The sequence below is a fragment of the Paraburkholderia sp. SIMBA_054 genome, assembly GCF_046534875.1.
In the GTDB taxonomy this organism is placed as follows: Bacteria; Pseudomonadota; Gammaproteobacteria; order Burkholderiales; family Burkholderiaceae; genus Paraburkholderia; species Paraburkholderia hospita.
Genome location: NZ_JAWRXV010000034.1, coordinates 34834 through 51982 on the forward strand (window position 1 = coordinate 34834; position 17149 = coordinate 51982).

The window sequence follows — 17149 nt, forward strand, 5'->3', positions numbered from 1 at the left end:
TAGCATCATGCCGTTATCGAGGTTCATGTCCCGTTCACCGCGAAACGGCGCGCATCGTTGCGTTTGAATTCGAGGCCACAGCCCGGACGCGAGAGATCGGGCGCGATGGTGCCGTCACGCACGCGCGGCGCGCCATCGAACAGCATGCGTTCGATGCGCACATGATCGTGAAACCACTCCTGATGAAGCAGCCCTGGAACAGCGGCAGCGACATGCAGATGCAAGGCGGGCGCGCAATGCGCGGACAGCGGCACATGGAACGCAGCCGCAAGCTGCGCCGCCTGCATGAAGCCCGTGATGCCGCCGCAACGGCTGGCATCCGCCTGCAGCACATCGACGGCGCCTGCTTCGAGCATCGTCCTGAAGTAGTCCGCCGTATAGCCGTATTCGCCCGCCGCAATGTGCATTCCGGCGGGAACGGCTGAGCGGATCGCGTGCAATCCCGAAAGGTCGTCCGATGTGACGGGCTCTTCGAACCATTGCACATCGTGTTCGGCAAAACGCACGGCAAAGCGCATAGCGGTCGATCGGTCAAACGCGCCGTTCGCGTCGACGAACAGGCCGCTCGTGCCGCTGATCGCTTCGCGCGCGCATCGCACGCGCGCGGGGTCGCGCTGCGGTTCGGTGCCGATCTTGATCTTTACCCATCGGCAGCCGTCGTCGCGCACCCAGCCGCTGAGCTGTTCGCGCATCTGTGCGTATAGGTCGTGAAGCCGCCGCTGCCGTAGACGGGGACGCGCTCGCGCGCCTGTCCGAGCAGCGTGACGAGCGGCACGTTCAGGCGCTTTGCGTGCAGGTCCCAGAGCGCGCAGTCGAGCGCGGAGACCGCTGTTGCCGCGATGCCTTCGCGGCCGAGATTGCGCACGCGGCGCTGCATCCGCAGCCACAGACGCTGCACTTGGGAGGCATCTTCGCCGAGCAGCACATCGGCAAGCGTGTGGCGGATCAGCGGCGCCGCGCAGGCATCGCTGTACGTATAGCCCATGCCCGTCATGCCACCGGCTTCGACCGCCGCCACGACCAGCGTCGTCGCGTTCCATTCGAACGTGCCGTCCGCTTCGGGTCCATCGGTTGGAATCGTGCAGACCTGTGCGGTGATTCGGGTGATGGGCGCGGCGTCGTGCATGGTCGGTGGGCTCGTTGAGCGACGGACTGAGCTACTGACCGGTCAGCAATGGCTGTACCTTACAGGCCGATTTCGCCGGACGGGGCGCGACGTTTGCTGTCTCGACAGATGGCGCAGTGTCCGCACGAGGACCTGCAAGACTTCTCTTCTGCGGGAGACTTTCATGGCAATGACAGTGGGCGATTTCATCGTCGACAGGCTGCATCACTGGGGCATCCGGCGCATGTATGGTTATCCGGGCGACGGCATCAACGGCGTGTTCGGCGCGCTCAATCGTGCGGAAGGGAAGATCGAATTCGTGCAGGCGCGCCACGAGGAAATGGCGGCCTTCATGGCGAGCGCGCACGCCAAATTTACGGGTGAACTCGGCGTCTGCATCGCGACATCGGGGCCGGGCGCGGCGCATCTGATCACAGGGCTCTACGATGCGCGGATGGATCATATGCCCGTGCTCGCGATCGTCGGCCAGCAGGCGCGTGCGGCGCTGGGCTCGCACTATCAGCAGGAAGTCGATCTTGCGGCGATGTTCAAGGATGTGGCGGGCTCGTACGTGCAGCAGGCGAGCGTCCCGGCCCAGGTGCGCCACATGGTCGACCGGGCAATCCGCATCGCGATGTCGGAGCGGCGCGTCACGGCGCTGATCCTGCCGAACGACTTGCAGGATCTCGAGTATGAGCCGCCCGCCCGCAAGCACGGCACAGCGCATTCGGGCGTTGGCTACTCGCGGCCGACCGTGATTCCCACACAAGACGATCTGCAACGCGCAGCCGACGTGCTCAACGCCGGGCATAAAGTTGCAATCCTCGTTGGCGCCGGAGCTTTGAACGCCCCCGACGAAGTCATCGCGGTCGCAAACCGGCTTGGCGCGGGCGTGGCGAAAGCGCTGCTTGGCAAGGCGGTATTGCCCGACGATCTGCCGTGGGTGACAGGATCGATCGGCCTGCTTGGGACGAAGCCGAGCTACGAAATGATGAATGCGTGCGACACGCTGCTGATGATCGGCTCGGGCTTCCCCTATTCGGAGTTCCTGCCGAAGGAGGGCGACGCGCGCGGCGTGCAGATCGACATCAAGGCCGACATGCTGAGCCTGCGCTACCCGATGGAAGTGAACCTCGTCGGCGACAGCGCGGCGACGTTGCGCGCGCTGCTGCCCTTGCTGACTGAAAAGGATGGCCACACATGGCGCTCGCGTATCGAACGCTGGACGTCGCGCTGGTGGGAGACGCTCGACGAACGTGCCCATCAGCCCGCCAGCAATGGCGTGAACCCGCAGCGCGCTTTCACTGAACTGTCGCCGCGCCTGCCCGATAACGTCATCCTGACGAGCGACTCCGGCTCGTGCGCGAACTGGTATGCGCGCGATCTGAAGGTTCGCCGCGGCATGATGGCGTCGCTATCGGGTGGACTCGCGTCGATGGGCGCCGCCGTGCCGTACGCGATCGCGGCGAAGTTCGCGTATCCGGGCCGCCCCGTGATTGCAATGGTCGGCGACGGCGCGATGCAGATGAACAACATGGCGGAACTCATCACCGTCGCGAAGTACTGGAAGCGCTGGGCCGATCCGCGCTGGATCTGCATGGTGCTCAACAACGAGGACCTGAACCAGGTGACCTGGGAGCAGCGCGTGATGGAAGGCGACCCGAAGTTCGACGCTTCGCAGCAGATACCGAGCGTGCCGTATCACCGTTTCGCGGAATTGATTGGTTTGACGGGCCTGTACGTGGACAACGCGGAGCAACTGGCGGATGCCTGGGACACTGCATTGGCGGCGAAGCGTCCCGTCGTGCTCGAAGTGAAATCCGATCCCGAAGTCCCGCCTCTGCCGCCCCATGTGACGCTCGCGCAGGCGCGCGCGTTCGCGCGGACGCTCATGGAAGGCGATCCGAAAGAAAGGAGTGTGATTGCCAACACTGCGCGTCAGATGCTCGGCTCGGTGATTCCCGGCGGGAAGGACTAGCAGCACAGCGAGGCGTGGTGATGCATTTGCCCGTTCTTCATGTAAATATCACATCATGACGTAAATCGTACGTAGTGTGAAATTTCACGCTGCATCGCTTTCGTCTTGCTGAAGGCGGCAAACGAGCGAAACATCGGGCGTTCCGAAACGGCGGCTTTCACGCGCGTAAGATTTCTTCTATTGCAGCGCTGCCAGAACTATCCTGGCTCCCGCTTCGTTCGGCGGCGCTTCGTGCAGCATTGTCCGGCTCTCGAGCATCCCGCGGCTACCCCGAAGACGATGTCAGACCGATATCAGCAAGCCACCTTGCGCATGCAAGTTCAGTAGAAACGGCCATACGCCGCCATGCCGTCAGGCGACAGTAATTTCCTCTCTAGACTTTGTGATGGGAGTGAGTTTCGATCTCCGTTCGAAGAGCAGGATTACAAACGACCGACATAGCGCCGGGGCACCGTCTCCAGGCTCGTCGAACTGTCAGCATCGCGCATCGAGTGACCCGATCGGCTGTCGCGTCCCGCGCTCGACGTTGTAGATACTGAGCTTAATCGGCGACGGCTCACACTCCCCTGCGGAACGGTGCGTGCGGGCGCTCACTGCTGGCGACTCTCGCACATCACCGAAATGATGTAGAAACGCGCTTATCAACGTCAGTCTCCGCATCTCGTGGTCCCTGCAGCGGAGTGTTACGGGGTTGGCTCAAATGTACCGGTACTCATTGTAAGAACGACAGCGGCATTCTCCTCGCCAAAAAGTGAGAATACAGACGTTACGGTGGCGTGGCTGAGGAGTCCCGCTCGCGAAGAAGATCAGCGACCGCTGCCGCGCGCTCGCGAATGCCCGCTGATTCTTCGCGGTGTGAACCTTGTCTTGTAAGGGTTGGCATCGCATTTGCACGGCTAGCCGGGCCGATGAGGCCCACTTCAGCGGATGGGATGTGCTTCCATGGCGCAAGCGTTCAGTCAGTCAACGGTCTTTGCCATCAAGTTGTTCTCCATGGCGGCGTTTCTGCTTGTGGTTGGCGCCATCACTGCTGCGCGCTGGTACTCTGCGCCCGACGCCAGGGTGCAAGAGCCTGTCGAACAGCCGATCCCTTTCAGCCACAAGCATCATGTCGGCGATGACGGCATCGACTGTCGCTATTGCCATACGACGGTCGAAAAGTCTGCGTTCGCCGGGATGCCATCGACCCAGATCTGCCTGACTTGTCATTCGCAGCTGTTCACCGATTCGCCGGTACTCGCGCCCCTGCACGCAAGCATCGATAGCAATACCCCTATTCGCTGGAACCGCGTGCACGATCTGCCAGATTTTGTGTATTTCGATCACAGCATCCATGTCAACAAGGGCGTCGCCTGTATCGAGTGCCACGGCCGGATCGACGAGATGCCGCTGACAGCGCGCGTGGCCTCGCTCGACATGCAGTGGTGCCTGCAGTGTCATCGCAATGCATCGCGGCACATTCGGCCGCTCGCCGACGTGTTCACGATGAATGACACCCGGCCTTTGTCGCAGCAGGAGATCGGGCAGTTGAATCGGCTCTTTCATCTGCAGGATACGCGGCGGCTGACCGATTGTTCGACCTGTCATCGTTAAGACCATGCGACACCGCCCTGTCATCCCGATCGTACCGACCAGCGACGAGGCCGAGAGTCCAGAGCGCCGCGCCTTCCTCAAGATCATGGCCGCATCGATTGCGATGGCAGGCGCGAGTTGCAGTGGACCGCCGCAGGAAGTCATCGTACCGTATGTGCGGATGCCCGAAACGATGATGCCGGGCAAGCCACTGTACTACGCGACCGCCTTCATTCACGGCGGTTATGCGCAAGGGGTGCTGGTCGAAAGTGAGATGGGGCGCCCCACCAAAGTCGAGGGCAACCCCGCACATCCCGCAAGCCTCGGCGCTACTGGCGTATTCGCGCAGGCCTCGGTGCTGCAGCTGTGGGATCCGGACCGTTCGCAGACGGTCCAGCGTGGCGATGCGCTGTCGACGTGGGAGGCCTTCAAGGCGGCCTTACTGCCGCAACGCGCAGACTGGGATGCGAGCGGTGGCGCCGGCCTTCGCATCCTGACGGGGACCACGACGTCACCGACGCTCGCCGACCAGATCGCCGGCCTGCTGACGCGATATCCGAAAGCGCGTTGGCACTGTCATGACCCGTTGCACGACGACGCCGGCTTCGAAGCGTCGCAGCTCGCGTTCGGGGAGGCCGCCGACATGCTGTATCGCTTTGATCGCGCTGCCATCATCGTGAGTGTCGATGCGGATCCCTTCGCGGACTGGCCCGGCGGCATACGCTACGCGCGCGAGTTCTTGCGTAACCGTCGCAGCGATTCCCCGCAATTCGACAAACGGCTCTACGCGCTCGATGCGAGCCCGCAACTGCTGGGCGCACTGGCTGACAATCGCCTGTCGATGCCGCCGCACGAGATCGAACGAACGGTCTGGCGGATCGCTTCCCGACTGGGTATGGCGAGCGGTGACCTGTCCGCCATTCCACCTGCGTCAGACCAGCGGGCCGCCAGGTGGGAAGAAGTGTTGGCAAAGCGCCTGGCCGCGCATCGCAGGCAGTCGCTTATCGTAGCTGGTGGCAGCGTTTCGCCACGCACGCGTGCGCTTGTGCATCGGTTGAACGAGCATCTTGGCAATCTCGGCGAAACGATTGTGCCGATCGCACCCGTTGAAGCCCAGCCTCAGAACCATGGTGAGTCGATTGCGACACTCGTCGAAGACATTCACTCCGGCGCAGTGACTTCACTCGTCATGCTGGAAGTCAACCCCGTCTACGATGCGCCGCCGGACATCGGTTTCGAACACGCTTTGAGCAAGCTGCCGTTCTCTGCGCATCTGGGCCTTTACCGCGATGAAACGGCGCTCGCCGCGAAGTGGCACGTCCCGGCTACGCATGGGTACGAGCAATGGAGCGACAGCCGTGCATTCGACGGCACGGCGTCCATTGTGCAGCCTGTCATTGCACCGCTTTACCACGGCCACTCCGCGCACGAGTTGCTGGCCCTTCTGACCGATGGCGAGGAGCAAGCAGGGTACGCTCTGGTGCGCCGCTATTGGCAGGGCAAACAACAAGGGGGAAATTTCGAAAGCTTCTGGCAGCAGGGCCTTCGGCAAGGCCTGATTGCCGGCAGCGCCAGTTCGGCGCTTGCGCTGAGCGGTCTACCCGAGTTGCCGCCGCGGCCGGATTTCAACGGCCCCGCGCTGCGTGCCCTGTTTGTCGCCGATCCGTCGGTTGGAGGCGGCGAATTCGCCAACAACAGCTGGCTACAGGAACTCCCACGCCCATTCAGCACGATGACGTGGGAAAACGCGGCTTTGCTCGGCGAACACACCGCGCAGGGCTTGGGCGTGCGTAGCGGCGACGTGTTGCGCTTGTCGCTCGACCATGGGCCGGAACGTGTGGTCGAGGCGCCGGCATGGGTGTGGCCTGGTCACGCGGAAGGCGCGATCACGCTGCCGCTCGGATACGGTAGATGGGGCGCCGGTCGTGTCGGCAATGGCGTGGGCTTCGATGCATACCGCCTTAGGGTCTTGCGGGGCTCACACGCGTTGAAGGCAGAAAAGACCGGACGCCAGGTTGCATTTGCCACCACGCAGAACCATCAGCAGATGGAAGGGCGCGAGATCGTGCGAATGGCGGCGCTCGACGAGTTTCGGCGAAACCCGCACTTCGCCAATGACGAACCGCGCAAGCGCACGCCGGTGATGTCGCTGTATCCCCAGTGGCAATACAGGGACTATAAATGGGGTATGGCGATTGACCTCAACGCCTGTATCGGCTGTCGTGCCTGCACCATTGCCTGTCAGGCTGAGAACAACATCCCCGTGGTCGGCAAGGAAGAAGTCGCGCGCGGGCGTGAGATGCACTGGATTCGGGTCGACCGTTATGACGTCGGGCCGGCTTCGCATCCGCGTAGCGCCTTTCAGCCTGTACCTTGCATGCATTGCGAAACCGCGCCTTGCGAGGAAGTGTGCCCAGTTGGTGCCGCGGTGCACGACAGCGAGGGCCTTAATGTGCAGGTCTATAACCGCTGTGTCGGTACACGCTTCTGTTCGAACAACTGTCCGTACAAAGTGCGACGCTTCAACTTTCTGCAGTACGCCAATACGGCAATCGACCGCCCGAGACCCGCCTTCAATCCCGAGGTGACGGTGCGGAGCAGGGGCGTCATGGAGAAATGCACATACTGCCTGCAGCGCATCACTCGCGGGCGCATCGAGGCGGAAAAGCTCGGGCGTCGTTTGCGCGACGGCGAGGTTGTGACCGCCTGCCAGGCGGTATGCCCGACGGAAGCCATCGCATTCGGCGACCTCAACGATCCGATGAGCAAAGTCAACCGAGCCAAAGCGTCGCCGTTGGATTACGCGTTGCTGGCCGAACTGAACACGCGGCCACGCACCACGTACGCGGCGCTCGTCCTGAATCCCGATGACGATCTGGAGCAGGTATGAACCCGGCCTCAGAGCAGCCGCCCGTTTCGAAGGATAGCGAGGTCTTGCGCGCCGGGTGGGGCTACGCGAGCGTCAGCGACAAGATCGCTAACCTGGTGCTCAAGCGCCGCGTTCACTGGGGGTGGCTAACGGCGTTTCTGGTGACGTTCGCCGGTACGCTGATGTTCTTCGGGGCGATCACATGGCTCTTCATCACCGGTGTCGGCATCTGGGGCGTCAACATTCCTGTCGCGTGGGGTTTTGCCATCGGCAACTTCGTCTGGTGGATCGGGATAGGTCATGCTGGCACCTTCATCTCGGCTTTCCTGCTGCTGCTGCGACAAAAGTGGCGTACTTCGATCAATCGCTTCGCCGAGGCGATGACGCTGTTCGCGGCCAGTATCGCAGGGCTCTTTCCGATCTTGCATCTGGGGCGGCCATGGTTCTTTTATTGGCTCATTCCCTATCCCAGCGTCATGAATGTATGGCCGCAATGGCGCAGCCCTTTGGTGTGGGACATCTTCGCGATCAGCACTTATCTGATCGTGTCGCTGGTCTTCTGGTATGTCGGCCTGATCCCCGATCTCGCCACGCTGCGCGACCGATCGTGCGGTGCCGGCAGGCGCCTCGCGACATTTGCCTATGGCCTGCTCGCACTCGGCTGGCGCGGCGAGGCGCGGCATTGGGCGCGCTACGAAAGTGCATACCTGTTGCTGGCGGGGCTTGCCACGCCGCTCGTGATTTCGGTGCATTCGGTGGTCTCACTGGACTTCGCGATAGGCAACACGCCCGGCTACCACTCCACCATTTTTCCACCTTATTTCGTAGCGGGCGCGCTGTTCTCCGGCTTTGCGATGGTACTCACGCTCGCCATCCCGCTGCGCTACTTTTTCGGTCTGGAGGATTTCATCACGCAACGGCATCTGGCGAACGCGGCGAAAGTGATGCTGGCGACCAGCCTGGTTGTCGTCTACGGCTACGCCGCGGAGATTTTCACCGCCTTTTACGGCGCGGACCCCTTCGAGCAATACATGACGGTCAACCGCTGGCTAGGTCCTTATGCGCCGGTTTACTGGTCCATGATGTTTTGCAATGTCGCCGTGCCGCAGCTTCTGTGGTTCCGTCGTGTGCGCCATAGCGTGCTGACGTTATTTGCGATCAGCCTCGTGGTCAACGTCGGTATGTGGATGGAAAGATTTCTGATCGTGGTTTCCAGTCTGCACCGCGACTTCATGCCCTCCGCCTGGGGACTCTTCGTGCCCACCGTCTGGGACTGGGTGACGCTGTTCGGATCCATTGCCTTTTTCGCCTGGCTGTTCCTGCTGTTCGTCCGCTTTCTGCCCGTCATTTCGATCGCTGAGATGCGCGAACTCGTCCATGAAAGTGCGGAGGGCGAAGCATGAGCGGTGAGGTCTACGGTCTGCTCGCGGAATTCCGCACCAGTGAGGCTTTGTTGGAAGCGGCCAGGCGCGCGCGAGAAGACGGCTTTCGCTATGTCGAAGCCTATTCGCCCTACGCAGTGGAAGGGATTGCCGAAGCGGTTGGCTTCCGATCCAGCAGGGTACCGCTCATCACGCTTGTCGGCGGCATCGTGGGCGCGGTGGGCGGTTATTTTCTGCAATGGTATTCGGCGGTGATCGATTATCCGATCAACGTCGGCGGAAGGCCTTTGCACAGCTGGCCATCGTTTGTCGTGCCAGCGTTCGAACTCACCATCCTGGGCGCCGCGCTCGCGGCGGTGTTCGGCATGCTGGTGGCGAACGGGTTGCCGCGTCTCAACCATCCGGTTTTCAATGTGCCTCATTTCGAGCAGGCCACCCGCAACCGGTTCTTCCTGTGCCTGACGGCGCGCGACCCGCGTTTCGATATCGAGTGCAGCAAGCGCTTCTTGCAAGACTTGCAACCGGTGTCCGTAGTCGAGGTGCCGCGATGAAGCAGCTGGCGGAGATATTCTTGTCCTGCTGCCTGGCCGTGTCGCTCAGCGGATGCGAGAAGGCCAGGCAGGACATGTATGACCAGCCCAAATACAAGCCGCTTTCGCGCAGCGCGCTGTTCGCCGACGGCAATTCATCGCGCCCGCCGCCGCAAGGTAGCGTGCCCTATTCGCAGGGACCGTTCGCTGGCACGTCGAGTGGTCGCAAGGGCGCCGATGAGGTGAGCAAAGATATCGCGGCCGCGACTGCGCAAAACAATCCCTACCCGGTGACGATGCAGCTTTTGCTACGTGGCAGACAACGGTATGAAATTTATTGCATGCCTTGCCACAGCGCGGTCGGCGACGGAGACGGATTGATCGCTCGACGCGGCTTTCCCCATCCGCCGTCGTATCACGACGAACGCCTGCGCCAGGCGCCCGACCGGCACTTTTTTGACGTCGTCACCAATGGCTATGGCGTCATGTATCCGTACGCGGACCGTGTCGACCCGTCGGACCGCTGGGCCATCGTTGCCTATATCCGCGCGCTGCAGTTAAGCCAGCATGCCGACGTCTCCAGGCTGCCCGTTGAGGTGTTCGAGCGCCTGCAAGCCGCAAAGCCGGGAGGCACCCAATGAACCGGTATGTACCGCTGGTTGCCCTTGCCGTCATCGTTGCCGGCTGCGTCGCGGCCTGGTCGTCCGCCCCCACGGCGTTCCTCGGCGCTTATCTTGCGACCTGGTGGTTCTGTTGCGGTCTCGTGATGGGCGGGCTCGCCAACGTCTGGCTCCACAATCTGACGGGAGGGCGATGGGGCGAGGCGATTCGCGAGCCCTTGCTCGAACTGTCGCGCCTGATGTGGATTGTGGCCGTGCTTTTCTTGCCATTGCTGATCGGTATGCACGAACTGTATCCGTGGGCGCCGCGAGCGTCGGCCGGCATTCAGCGGTGGGCGGGCGAACTGCCGCCACAGAGTGCATGGTTCAAAAGTATCTGGCTGACGCCGTCGTGGTTTGTCGTGCGCAGCGTCGTCTATCTGGCTGTCTGGACGCTGCTCGCGACGCTTTCAAGGCAGCCGGCGATGCGGCGCTCCATGCGTTTCTCGGCTGGGGCGCTGATCGTCTACGGCTGGACCGTAAGCCTTGCGGCGGTGGACTGGGTGATGTCACTGATGCCCGTCTGGTATTCCAGCGTGTTTGGCATGCTGGCAGGGTTGAGCCAGGCGCTCGCGGGCATGGCGCTCGCGGCGGTGCTGGCGACGCGCATGCGACCTTTGCCGGCGCCCCTCATCTTTCGCGACCTCGGCAATTTGCTGCTGATGTACGTCATGACATGGGCTTACCTTGCATTTACACAATTCCTGATTATCTGGGCCGAGAATCTGCCGCATGAAATCGCGTGGTACGTCCCGCGCACGAAGCACGGCTGGCTATACATCGCATGGCTGCTGGTGCTGTTTCATTTCTTCGCACCGCTTCTTATCCTGCTTTTTCGCAACGCCAAAGAAGCGCCCGCACTTCTCGGGTGGCTAGCCGCCGGGTTGCTCGCTGCTCATCAGCTCGACGTCTGGTGGACGGTCTTCCCTTCATTGCCGGTCGGCTGGTTGCAGTGGCTATGGACCGTGCCGCTCACGATCGTCGCTTTCTTCGTCGCTGCCTATGTGGCGGTAAAGAAGGGCGCTCGCATCGCTGTGGCCAGTGCCGCAGGGGCCGGCCATGTCTGAACGACAAGCGGAAACGTCTCCTGCCCCAAACGAAGTCAACGTCCGCGGCGTGCTGTGGGGCGGCGCTGCCATAGCGGTCGGCATCGTGCTCGTGATGCTGGCGGCGTGGCTGCTTTGGCAGCGATGGGGGGCGCCGTCCGGCGCACAGACGTACGGCGGCCCCAATGCCGGGACGGTACCGCAGGTGACGCCACCTGCATTGCAGAGCGCCCCGCGGCAGGAGCGCGCGGGGTATGAGTCCGAAAAGCGCAAATTGCTGGAATCGTGGGAATGGATCGATAAGCAACGCGGCATCGCGCGTATTCCGGTTGAAGAGGCGATGCGCATAATGGCAAACCAGGGCCCAGGTCAGACCCAGACCCAGGCCCCAGGCCAGAGCGGCAAGTCGGACAATGTACGCAGGGAGACCCCATGACGCGTGTGCACGGATCATGGTGCAGTGCCGGTGAGTCCAGCGCCGGGCGCCGTTTTACTGGCGGCGACGCCAGAACGAGGTGGTTCCGACGGACGTTGCTTCTCGCTATTGCATGCATTGCCGGCCTCATGCAGTCACCGGCGTACGCGCAGGCGCTCGCGATTCGTCCGCCGGAGCAGACGCGATACGTGCAGCGGCTCAACGAGACGCTGCCTTTATCCGGCACATTTACCGACGACGAAGGACGACCTGCCCGCCTCGGCGCATACTTTGGCGACCGACCAGTGGTCCTGGTGCTGGGCTATTTCCATTGCCCCAACTTGTGCAGCACGCTGATGGATGGCGTACTCGAGAGCCTTGCCGCAGTGGGCCTGCCGCCGCACACCTACCGGGTGCTGGGCGTAAGTATCGATCCGTCGGAGACGCCCAAGCTTGCCGCCCGCAAAAAGGCTTCTTATGAGCCCTTGCTTGCCAACAGCGGTGTGCAACTGACCTTGTTGACCGGGAGGAAGCCGGAAATTGACGCACTGGCGCGGAGCGTCGGGTTCGAGTATGTCTACGACCAGCAATTACAACAGTATGTGCATCCGGCGGGTTTCATCGTTGCCACGCGTGACGGCCGCATTTCGCACTACCTCATGGGTGTGCGCTTCGACCCGCGTGATGTTCGGCTCGCGCTGATCGATGCTTCATCGCAAAGCATCGGCTCGCCCGTCGATCAGCTGCTTTTGCTGTGCTCGCATTACGATCCGGTGACAGGCCGTTACAGCGCGCAAGTCATCACAGCCGTGCGCGCGGTATGTCTGACAGTGCTGGCGGCGCTCGGTGTCTGGCTGTGGCGTGCGACGAGAAGGGGCGCAACATGAATGCCTCGTTTCACCTCTTTCCACACAGCGCGACCACGGCAAGCGGCCGCTACGACGCGCTCTTCATCACGCAGACAGTCGTACTGGTTGCCGTCGCCTTCGCCTTGGCGCTCCTGGTCGTCGTTTTCTCGATCCGCTACCGCGCAGGGTCGGCAGCCGATCGCAGCAACGCGCCGGCGGCCGCTCGCGGGCTCGAAATCGCCTGGACCGTGATTCCGCTCGTGCTCTTTATCGGCACGTTTGTATGGGCTGCATATGACTTTACGCAACTCTATCGCGTTCCATCTGATGCGATGCCGGTGTTCGTGGTCGCGAAGCAGTGGATGTGGAAGCTCGAACATGCGAATGGCAGGCGCGAGATCGACGAACTGCATGTCCCGGTGAATCAGCCGGTGCGCCTCGTGATGACCTCACAGGACGCTATCCACAGCTTTTATGTGCCCGCTTTCCGGATCAAGCAGGACGTGGTGCCGGGGCGGTATACGACGATCTGGTTCACCGCGACGGAAACGGGCGAATTCCATCTTCATTGCGCCGAGTATTGCGGCACTGACCACGCCGCTATGGGCGGGCGCATCATCGTGATGCAGCCGGGCGATTTCGCCGCGTGGCTGGCGAGCGGCAACGCGCAGCCGGGCATTGCCGCGCACGGCTTTGAACTTTACCGGCGCTATGGCTGCAGCGGATGTCATGAGGCGCAATCGTCGGTTCACGCGCCCGATTTGCATGGCTTGCTAGGGCGTGAAGTTCATCTATCGGATGGCCGGGCGCTTGTTGCCGACGAAGCGTATATCCGCGACTCCATCCTGCTGCCGCGCAGGGATATCGTGGCCGGCTATGAGCCGATCATGCCGTCGTTCGCTGGACAGATCAGCGAGGAGGACATATTGGCCATCATCGAATACATCCGTTCCACCGGAGGCGACTATGCACGCGCGGGTCAGTGAAGCCGAAGTGCCGGATTATCTGGAAGACTGGTCGCTGAAGTCGTGGCTCACCACGCACGATCACAAGCGGATTGGCTGGCTTTACATGGTGTCGATCACGGCGTTTTTTTTCGTCGGCGGCGCGGCTGCAGCCCTCATGCGGCTCAATCTCGTCACGCCGCAGGGCGCCCTGGTTTCGGCCGACACCTATAACCGGTTGTTTACCGCCCATGGCGTGATCATGGTGTGGATGTTTCTGATCCCGTCGATTCCTTCGGCGCTCGGCAACTTTCTGATGCCAATGATGATAGGCGCGCGCGACCTTGCCTTTCCGCGCCTGAACCTGATGAGCTGGTACATATACGTCGTGGGCGGGCTCTTCACCCTGGGCGCGCTCTATGCGGGCGGCGTGGATACGGGGTGGACCTTTTACACGCCGTTTTCGACGATGTTCTCGAACAGCAATGTGATTCTCGCAGTGACTGGCGTCTTCATTGTCGGGTTTTCCTCCATCCTGACCGGGTTGAATTTTATTGTCACCGTACACACAATGCGTGCGCCGGGCATGACGTGGTTCCGCTTGCCGCTCTTCGTGTGGGCCAACTACGCCACCTCGATCATCCTCGTGCTGGCCACGCCCGTGCTGGCGATGACGCTCGCGTTGCTCGCGGCCGAACGTCTGTTGCACATCGGCATCTTCGATCCAGCCCTGGGCGGCGATCCGCTGCTTTTCCAGCATCTTTTCTGGTTCTACTCGCATCCAGCCGTCTACATCATGGTGCTGCCCGCGATGGGGGTGGCGAGTGAAATCATTCCGTGCTTTGCGCGCAAGCGAATTTTCGGCTATCGCTTCATGGCTTATGCGATCCTTGGCATTGCATCGATCGGGTTTCTCGTCTGGGGTCACCATATGTTTGTGTCGGGCCAGTCGATGTACGCGAGCATGGTATTTTCGCTGCTGTCCTTTCTGGTTGCAATTCCGTCGGCGATCAAGGTCTTCAACTGGACGGCGACGCTCTACAAGGGCCGCATTACGTTTTCCGCACCCATGCTCTATGCGCTCGGCTTCGTCGGCCTTTTTACCATCGGCGGGCTTGCGGGGTTGACGCTGGCCTCGCTGGCATTGGACGTGCACCTGACGGACACCTATTACGTCGTCGCGCACTTTCACTACATCATGGTCGGCGGCACGGTGATGGCTTATCTGGGCGGGGTCCACTTCTGGTGGCCGAAGATGACGGGACGCATGTATCCGGAAATATTGGGCCGCGTGGCCGCTCTGATTATTTTTTTCGGCTTCAATCTGACTTTCTTCCCACAGTACCTTCTCGGCCTGCAGGGCATGCCGCGCCGCTATCACGCGTATCCGCCGGAGTTTCAGGTGCTGAACGTCCTGTCGTCGGCGGGGGCTTCGATCCTCGCAGTCGGCTACCTGTTGCCGATGACCTACCTGATATGGTCGCTCTTTTACGGCAAGCGTGCGGGAGACAACCCCTGGCGTGCTACCGGCCTCGAATGGCAAACGTCTTCACCGCCCCCCAAGCATAACTTTGAACAGACACCCATAGTGCGGCGGGATGCGTATCAGTACGATCCGGAAACCGGAAATGAGGCGCCCCAATGACCCTTCACGCCGAACAGTTCGATTCCGCCGCGCAACAGGAAGAAGCCTCCACGCTGGGCATGTGGACTTTTCTTGCGACGGAGTTGATGTTCTTCGGCCCGCTCTTTTTCGGTTACCACTACGGACGCACGCACTTCCCCGAAGGTTTCGCCGCTGCGAGCCGTCACACCGATATCATGCTCGGCACGATCAACACGGCCGTACTGTTGACGAGCAGCATGCTGATGGCGATCGCCGTGCAAGCACGAAAAATGAATGCAATGCGGCTCGCGTCGCGCATGCTGTTCTTTACGGCTGCGTCTGGCGCTATCTTCCTTGTCATCAAGGGCACCGAGTATTGGAAAGAATGGCACGAGCACCTCGTGCCTGCGGCGGGGTTCGCTTTTTCCGAGCCACGCCATGCCGACGCGGCGGAGTTGTTCTATTTTTTGTATTTCGGCATGACGGGGCTTCATGCGCTGCATCTGATCATTGGCATAGTCATGGTCGTTGTCTTTGCACTCGGCCTCTCGCGCGATGATCGCCGCTTTGCGGCAGCTGAGCGCATCGAAGTGGCCGGTCTTTACTGGCATTTCGTCGACATTGTGTGGATTTTCCTTTATCCCTTGCTGTATCTCGTCGGAAGGAGTAACGGATGAATTCACATGGGGTGCGCCGATACGCGGACCAACTCAAGATATGGGCTGCACTGGTGACGTTGCTGATGCTGACTTTCAGCAGTTCGTACCTGAAGCTTGGTGCGTGGAACAGCGCGATCAACCTTATTGTTGCGGTGGCAAAGGCGTTGCTCGTGGCACTCTACTTCATGCATCTGAGTCGGGCCTCCGCGATGCTACGCATCACCGCGGTCGCCGCATTGCTTGCACTCAGTCTGCTGTTCGGATTGAGCGGTACCGATTATTCGACGCGAGCTATCAGCGTGGCGCCGTGGCAGGCACCGGCGGTGCCACAAGAGGCGGGAGCAGCACGGCCATAAGCAATGGCGGACGAAAGTACTTACCTGAGGAGTCGCGAGCCTCATCGTGATTCTCTATGGAAAAGCTGCCGGTCGCCACGATTGGCGGCTAAGGCAACGCTGATTAAGTCCACCGATTGTGCGCCTCAAGCGTTATAGAGCGCACCGGTAACGACAAAGGCAGAACACGATGAAGCAGCAGACGCTGGCGATGGCAGCAGATCAGGGTGCGGGATTCGAAACGCGACGCAAACGCACACGGCGCGATGAGTTTCTCGACACGATGAATGCAATAGTGCCGTGGGCCGAGCTGTGCGCGGTAGTCGAACCGTTTTACCCGAAACGCGGCAATGGCCGCCCGCCTGTTGGTCTGGAGCGCATGCTGCGCATTCACTTCATCCAGCACTGGTTCAATCTGGCCGACTTCGCCTGCGAAGAGGCGCTGTACGACAGCACTAGCCTGCGCCGTTTTGTGGGTATCGACCTGGGCTGCGAGCCCGTGCCTGATGCCACAACACTGCTCAAATTCCGTCGCCTGCTTGAGAGGAACAAACTGGGCGAGCGACTGTTTGCGGAGCTCGGGCGCGTGCTGCAGGCCGGTGGGATGAAACTCAGCGGCGGCACCATCGTGGACGCGACCCTGATCTCGGCGCCCAGCTCGACCAAAAATGAACAGAAGGCGCGCGACCCCGAGATGCATCAGACGCGTAAAGGACAACAGTGGTATTTCGGTGCGAAGCTCCATATCGGCGTCGACAGCCAGAGCGGTCTGGCCCATAGCGCAGTGGTGACGGCGGCGAAAGTGCATGACAAGCACCCGCTGCCCCAATTGCTGCACGGCCAGGAACAACGTGTGTACGGTGACAGCGCCTACGCGAGCCAGAAGGAGTTGATCCGTAGCAAGGCGCCCAGGGCACGTGACTTCACCAACCAGCGCACGCGCCGCGCCGGCCAGGTTGACGAGGTGGCGCGAGGCAAGAATCGCAACAAGTCCAGGATCCGGGCTCGCGTTGAGCATGTGTTTGCCGTGGTGAAGCGGTTGTGGGGCTTCACGAAGGTACGTTATCGCGGCCTGGCGAAGAACGCCAACCGTGCTTTCGTCGCACTGGCGTTGGCCAATGTTTACCTGTCGCGCAGGCGCCTGATGGCACAGGTGCGCCCGTAATGGGCGAAAAGCGGGCAAAGCGCCCGCTTTGAGAGC

At 61.5% G+C, this 17149-nt stretch carries 14 protein-coding genes and 1 pseudogene; 14 read left to right on the forward strand and 1 reads right to left on the reverse strand.

The window, feature by feature from the left end:
• Positions 1 to 23: 23 nt before the first annotated feature.
• Positions 24 to 1126, reverse strand: a pseudogene (locus SB822_RS33565) (enolase C-terminal domain-like protein).
• Between the two features lie 163 nt (positions 1127 to 1289).
• Here SB822_RS33565 and SB822_RS33570 point away from each other — a divergent pair.
• The 14 genes from SB822_RS33570 to SB822_RS33635 all read left to right on the forward strand — a co-directional run bounded on the left by SB822_RS33570 (position 1290) and on the right by SB822_RS33635 (position 17113).
• Positions 1290 to 3083: a thiamine pyrophosphate-requiring protein gene (locus SB822_RS33570; protein ID WP_086909996.1), complete on the forward strand. Its 1794-nt coding sequence runs from the start codon at positions 1290 to 1292 to the stop codon at positions 3081 to 3083.
• 942 nt (positions 3084 to 4025) lie between these two features.
• Positions 4026 to 4676 (forward strand): cytochrome c3 family protein, encoded by a 651-nt coding sequence (locus SB822_RS33575; protein ID WP_086909995.1) that lies wholly within the window; start codon positions 4026 to 4028, stop codon positions 4674 to 4676.
• 4 nt (positions 4677 to 4680) lie between these two features.
• A complete protein-coding gene (locus SB822_RS33580; RefSeq protein ID WP_410856568.1) occupies positions 4681 to 7545 on the forward strand; it encodes a 4Fe-4S dicluster domain-containing protein in 2865 nt (954 codons plus the stop codon).
• Between the two features lie 44 nt (positions 7546 to 7589).
• Positions 7590 to 8927 (forward strand): NrfD/PsrC family molybdoenzyme membrane anchor subunit, encoded by a 1338-nt coding sequence (gene nrfD, locus SB822_RS33585; protein ID WP_410856569.1) that lies wholly within the window; start codon positions 7590 to 7592, stop codon positions 8925 to 8927.
• Positions 8924 to 9457, forward strand: coding sequence for a DUF3341 domain-containing protein (locus SB822_RS33590; protein ID WP_086909992.1), 534 nt, complete (start codon positions 8924 to 8926; stop codon positions 9455 to 9457). Before nrfD ends, SB822_RS33590 begins: the two co-directional genes overlap by 4 nt.
• On the forward strand, positions 9454 to 10077 hold the full coding sequence (locus SB822_RS33595) for a c-type cytochrome (protein WP_086909991.1): 624 nt from the start codon (positions 9454 to 9456) through the stop codon (positions 10075 to 10077). Before SB822_RS33590 ends, SB822_RS33595 begins: the two co-directional genes overlap by 4 nt.
• Entirely contained in the window at positions 10074 to 11162 is a 1089-nt protein-coding gene (locus SB822_RS33600) for a hypothetical protein (RefSeq protein ID WP_207634709.1), read from the forward strand. The genes SB822_RS33595 and SB822_RS33600 overlap by 4 nt, the downstream gene beginning before the upstream one ends.
• Entirely contained in the window at positions 11155 to 11577 is a 423-nt protein-coding gene (locus SB822_RS33605) for a hypothetical protein (protein ID WP_133061238.1), read from the forward strand. Before SB822_RS33600 ends, SB822_RS33605 begins: the two co-directional genes overlap by 8 nt.
• A complete protein-coding gene (locus tag SB822_RS33610; RefSeq protein ID WP_133061237.1) occupies positions 11574 to 12443 on the forward strand; it encodes an SCO family protein in 870 nt (289 codons plus the stop codon). The genes SB822_RS33605 and SB822_RS33610 overlap by 4 nt, the downstream gene beginning before the upstream one ends.
• Entirely contained in the window at positions 12440 to 13390 is a 951-nt protein-coding gene (coxB, locus tag SB822_RS33615) for a cytochrome c oxidase subunit II (protein WP_410856570.1), read from the forward strand. The genes SB822_RS33610 and coxB overlap by 4 nt, the downstream gene beginning before the upstream one ends.
• Positions 13371 to 14993, forward strand: a complete 1623-nt coding sequence (gene ctaD / locus SB822_RS33620; RefSeq protein WP_086909987.1) for a cytochrome c oxidase subunit I — start codon at positions 13371 to 13373, stop codon at positions 14991 to 14993. The genes coxB and ctaD overlap by 20 nt, the downstream gene beginning before the upstream one ends.
• Positions 14990 to 15631: a cytochrome c oxidase subunit 3 gene (locus SB822_RS33625; RefSeq protein ID WP_410856571.1), complete on the forward strand. Its 642-nt coding sequence runs from the start codon at positions 14990 to 14992 to the stop codon at positions 15629 to 15631. Before ctaD ends, SB822_RS33625 begins: the two co-directional genes overlap by 4 nt.
• Positions 15628 to 15969 carry a cytochrome C oxidase subunit IV family protein gene (locus SB822_RS33630; RefSeq protein ID WP_086909985.1) on the forward strand — a complete coding sequence of 114 codons (342 nt, stop codon included), beginning with the start codon at positions 15628 to 15630 and terminating at the stop codon, positions 15967 to 15969. The genes SB822_RS33625 and SB822_RS33630 overlap by 4 nt, the downstream gene beginning before the upstream one ends.
• Positions 15970 to 16138: 169 nt before the next feature.
• Positions 16139 to 17113, forward strand: a complete 975-nt coding sequence (locus SB822_RS33635; protein WP_410856572.1) for an IS5 family transposase — start codon at positions 16139 to 16141, stop codon at positions 17111 to 17113.
• The last annotated feature ends 36 nt before the right edge of the window (positions 17114 to 17149 follow it).

Bases quoted from the DNA above. Each gene is read 5' to 3' on its own strand.
- SB822_RS33570 (WP_086909996.1), top strand. From the start codon at position 1,290: ATGGCAATGACAGTGGGCGATTTCATCGTCGACAGGCTGCATCACTGG.
- SB822_RS33575 (WP_086909995.1), top strand. From the start codon at position 4,026: ATGGCGCAAGCGTTCAGTCAGTCAACGGTCTTTGCCATCAAGTTGTTC.
- SB822_RS33580 (WP_410856568.1), top strand. From the start codon at position 4,681: ATGCGACACCGCCCTGTCATCCCGATCGTACCGACCAGCGACGAGGCC.
- SB822_RS33590 (WP_086909992.1), top strand. From the start codon at position 8,924: ATGAGCGGTGAGGTCTACGGTCTGCTCGCGGAATTCCGCACCAGTGAG.
- SB822_RS33595 (WP_086909991.1), top strand. From the start codon at position 9,454: ATGAAGCAGCTGGCGGAGATATTCTTGTCCTGCTGCCTGGCCGTGTCG.
- SB822_RS33600 (WP_207634709.1), top strand. From the start codon at position 10,074: ATGAACCGGTATGTACCGCTGGTTGCCCTTGCCGTCATCGTTGCCGGC.
- SB822_RS33605 (WP_133061238.1), top strand. From the start codon at position 11,155: ATGTCTGAACGACAAGCGGAAACGTCTCCTGCCCCAAACGAAGTCAAC.
- SB822_RS33610 (WP_133061237.1), top strand. From the start codon at position 11,574: ATGACGCGTGTGCACGGATCATGGTGCAGTGCCGGTGAGTCCAGCGCC.
- coxB (WP_410856570.1), top strand. From the start codon at position 12,440: ATGAATGCCTCGTTTCACCTCTTTCCACACAGCGCGACCACGGCAAGC.
- ctaD (WP_086909987.1), top strand. From the start codon at position 13,371: ATGCACGCGCGGGTCAGTGAAGCCGAAGTGCCGGATTATCTGGAAGAC.
- SB822_RS33625 (WP_410856571.1), top strand. From the start codon at position 14,990: ATGACCCTTCACGCCGAACAGTTCGATTCCGCCGCGCAACAGGAAGAA.
- SB822_RS33630 (WP_086909985.1), top strand. From the start codon at position 15,628: ATGAATTCACATGGGGTGCGCCGATACGCGGACCAACTCAAGATATGG.
- SB822_RS33635 (WP_410856572.1), top strand. From the start codon at position 16,139: ATGAAGCAGCAGACGCTGGCGATGGCAGCAGATCAGGGTGCGGGATTC.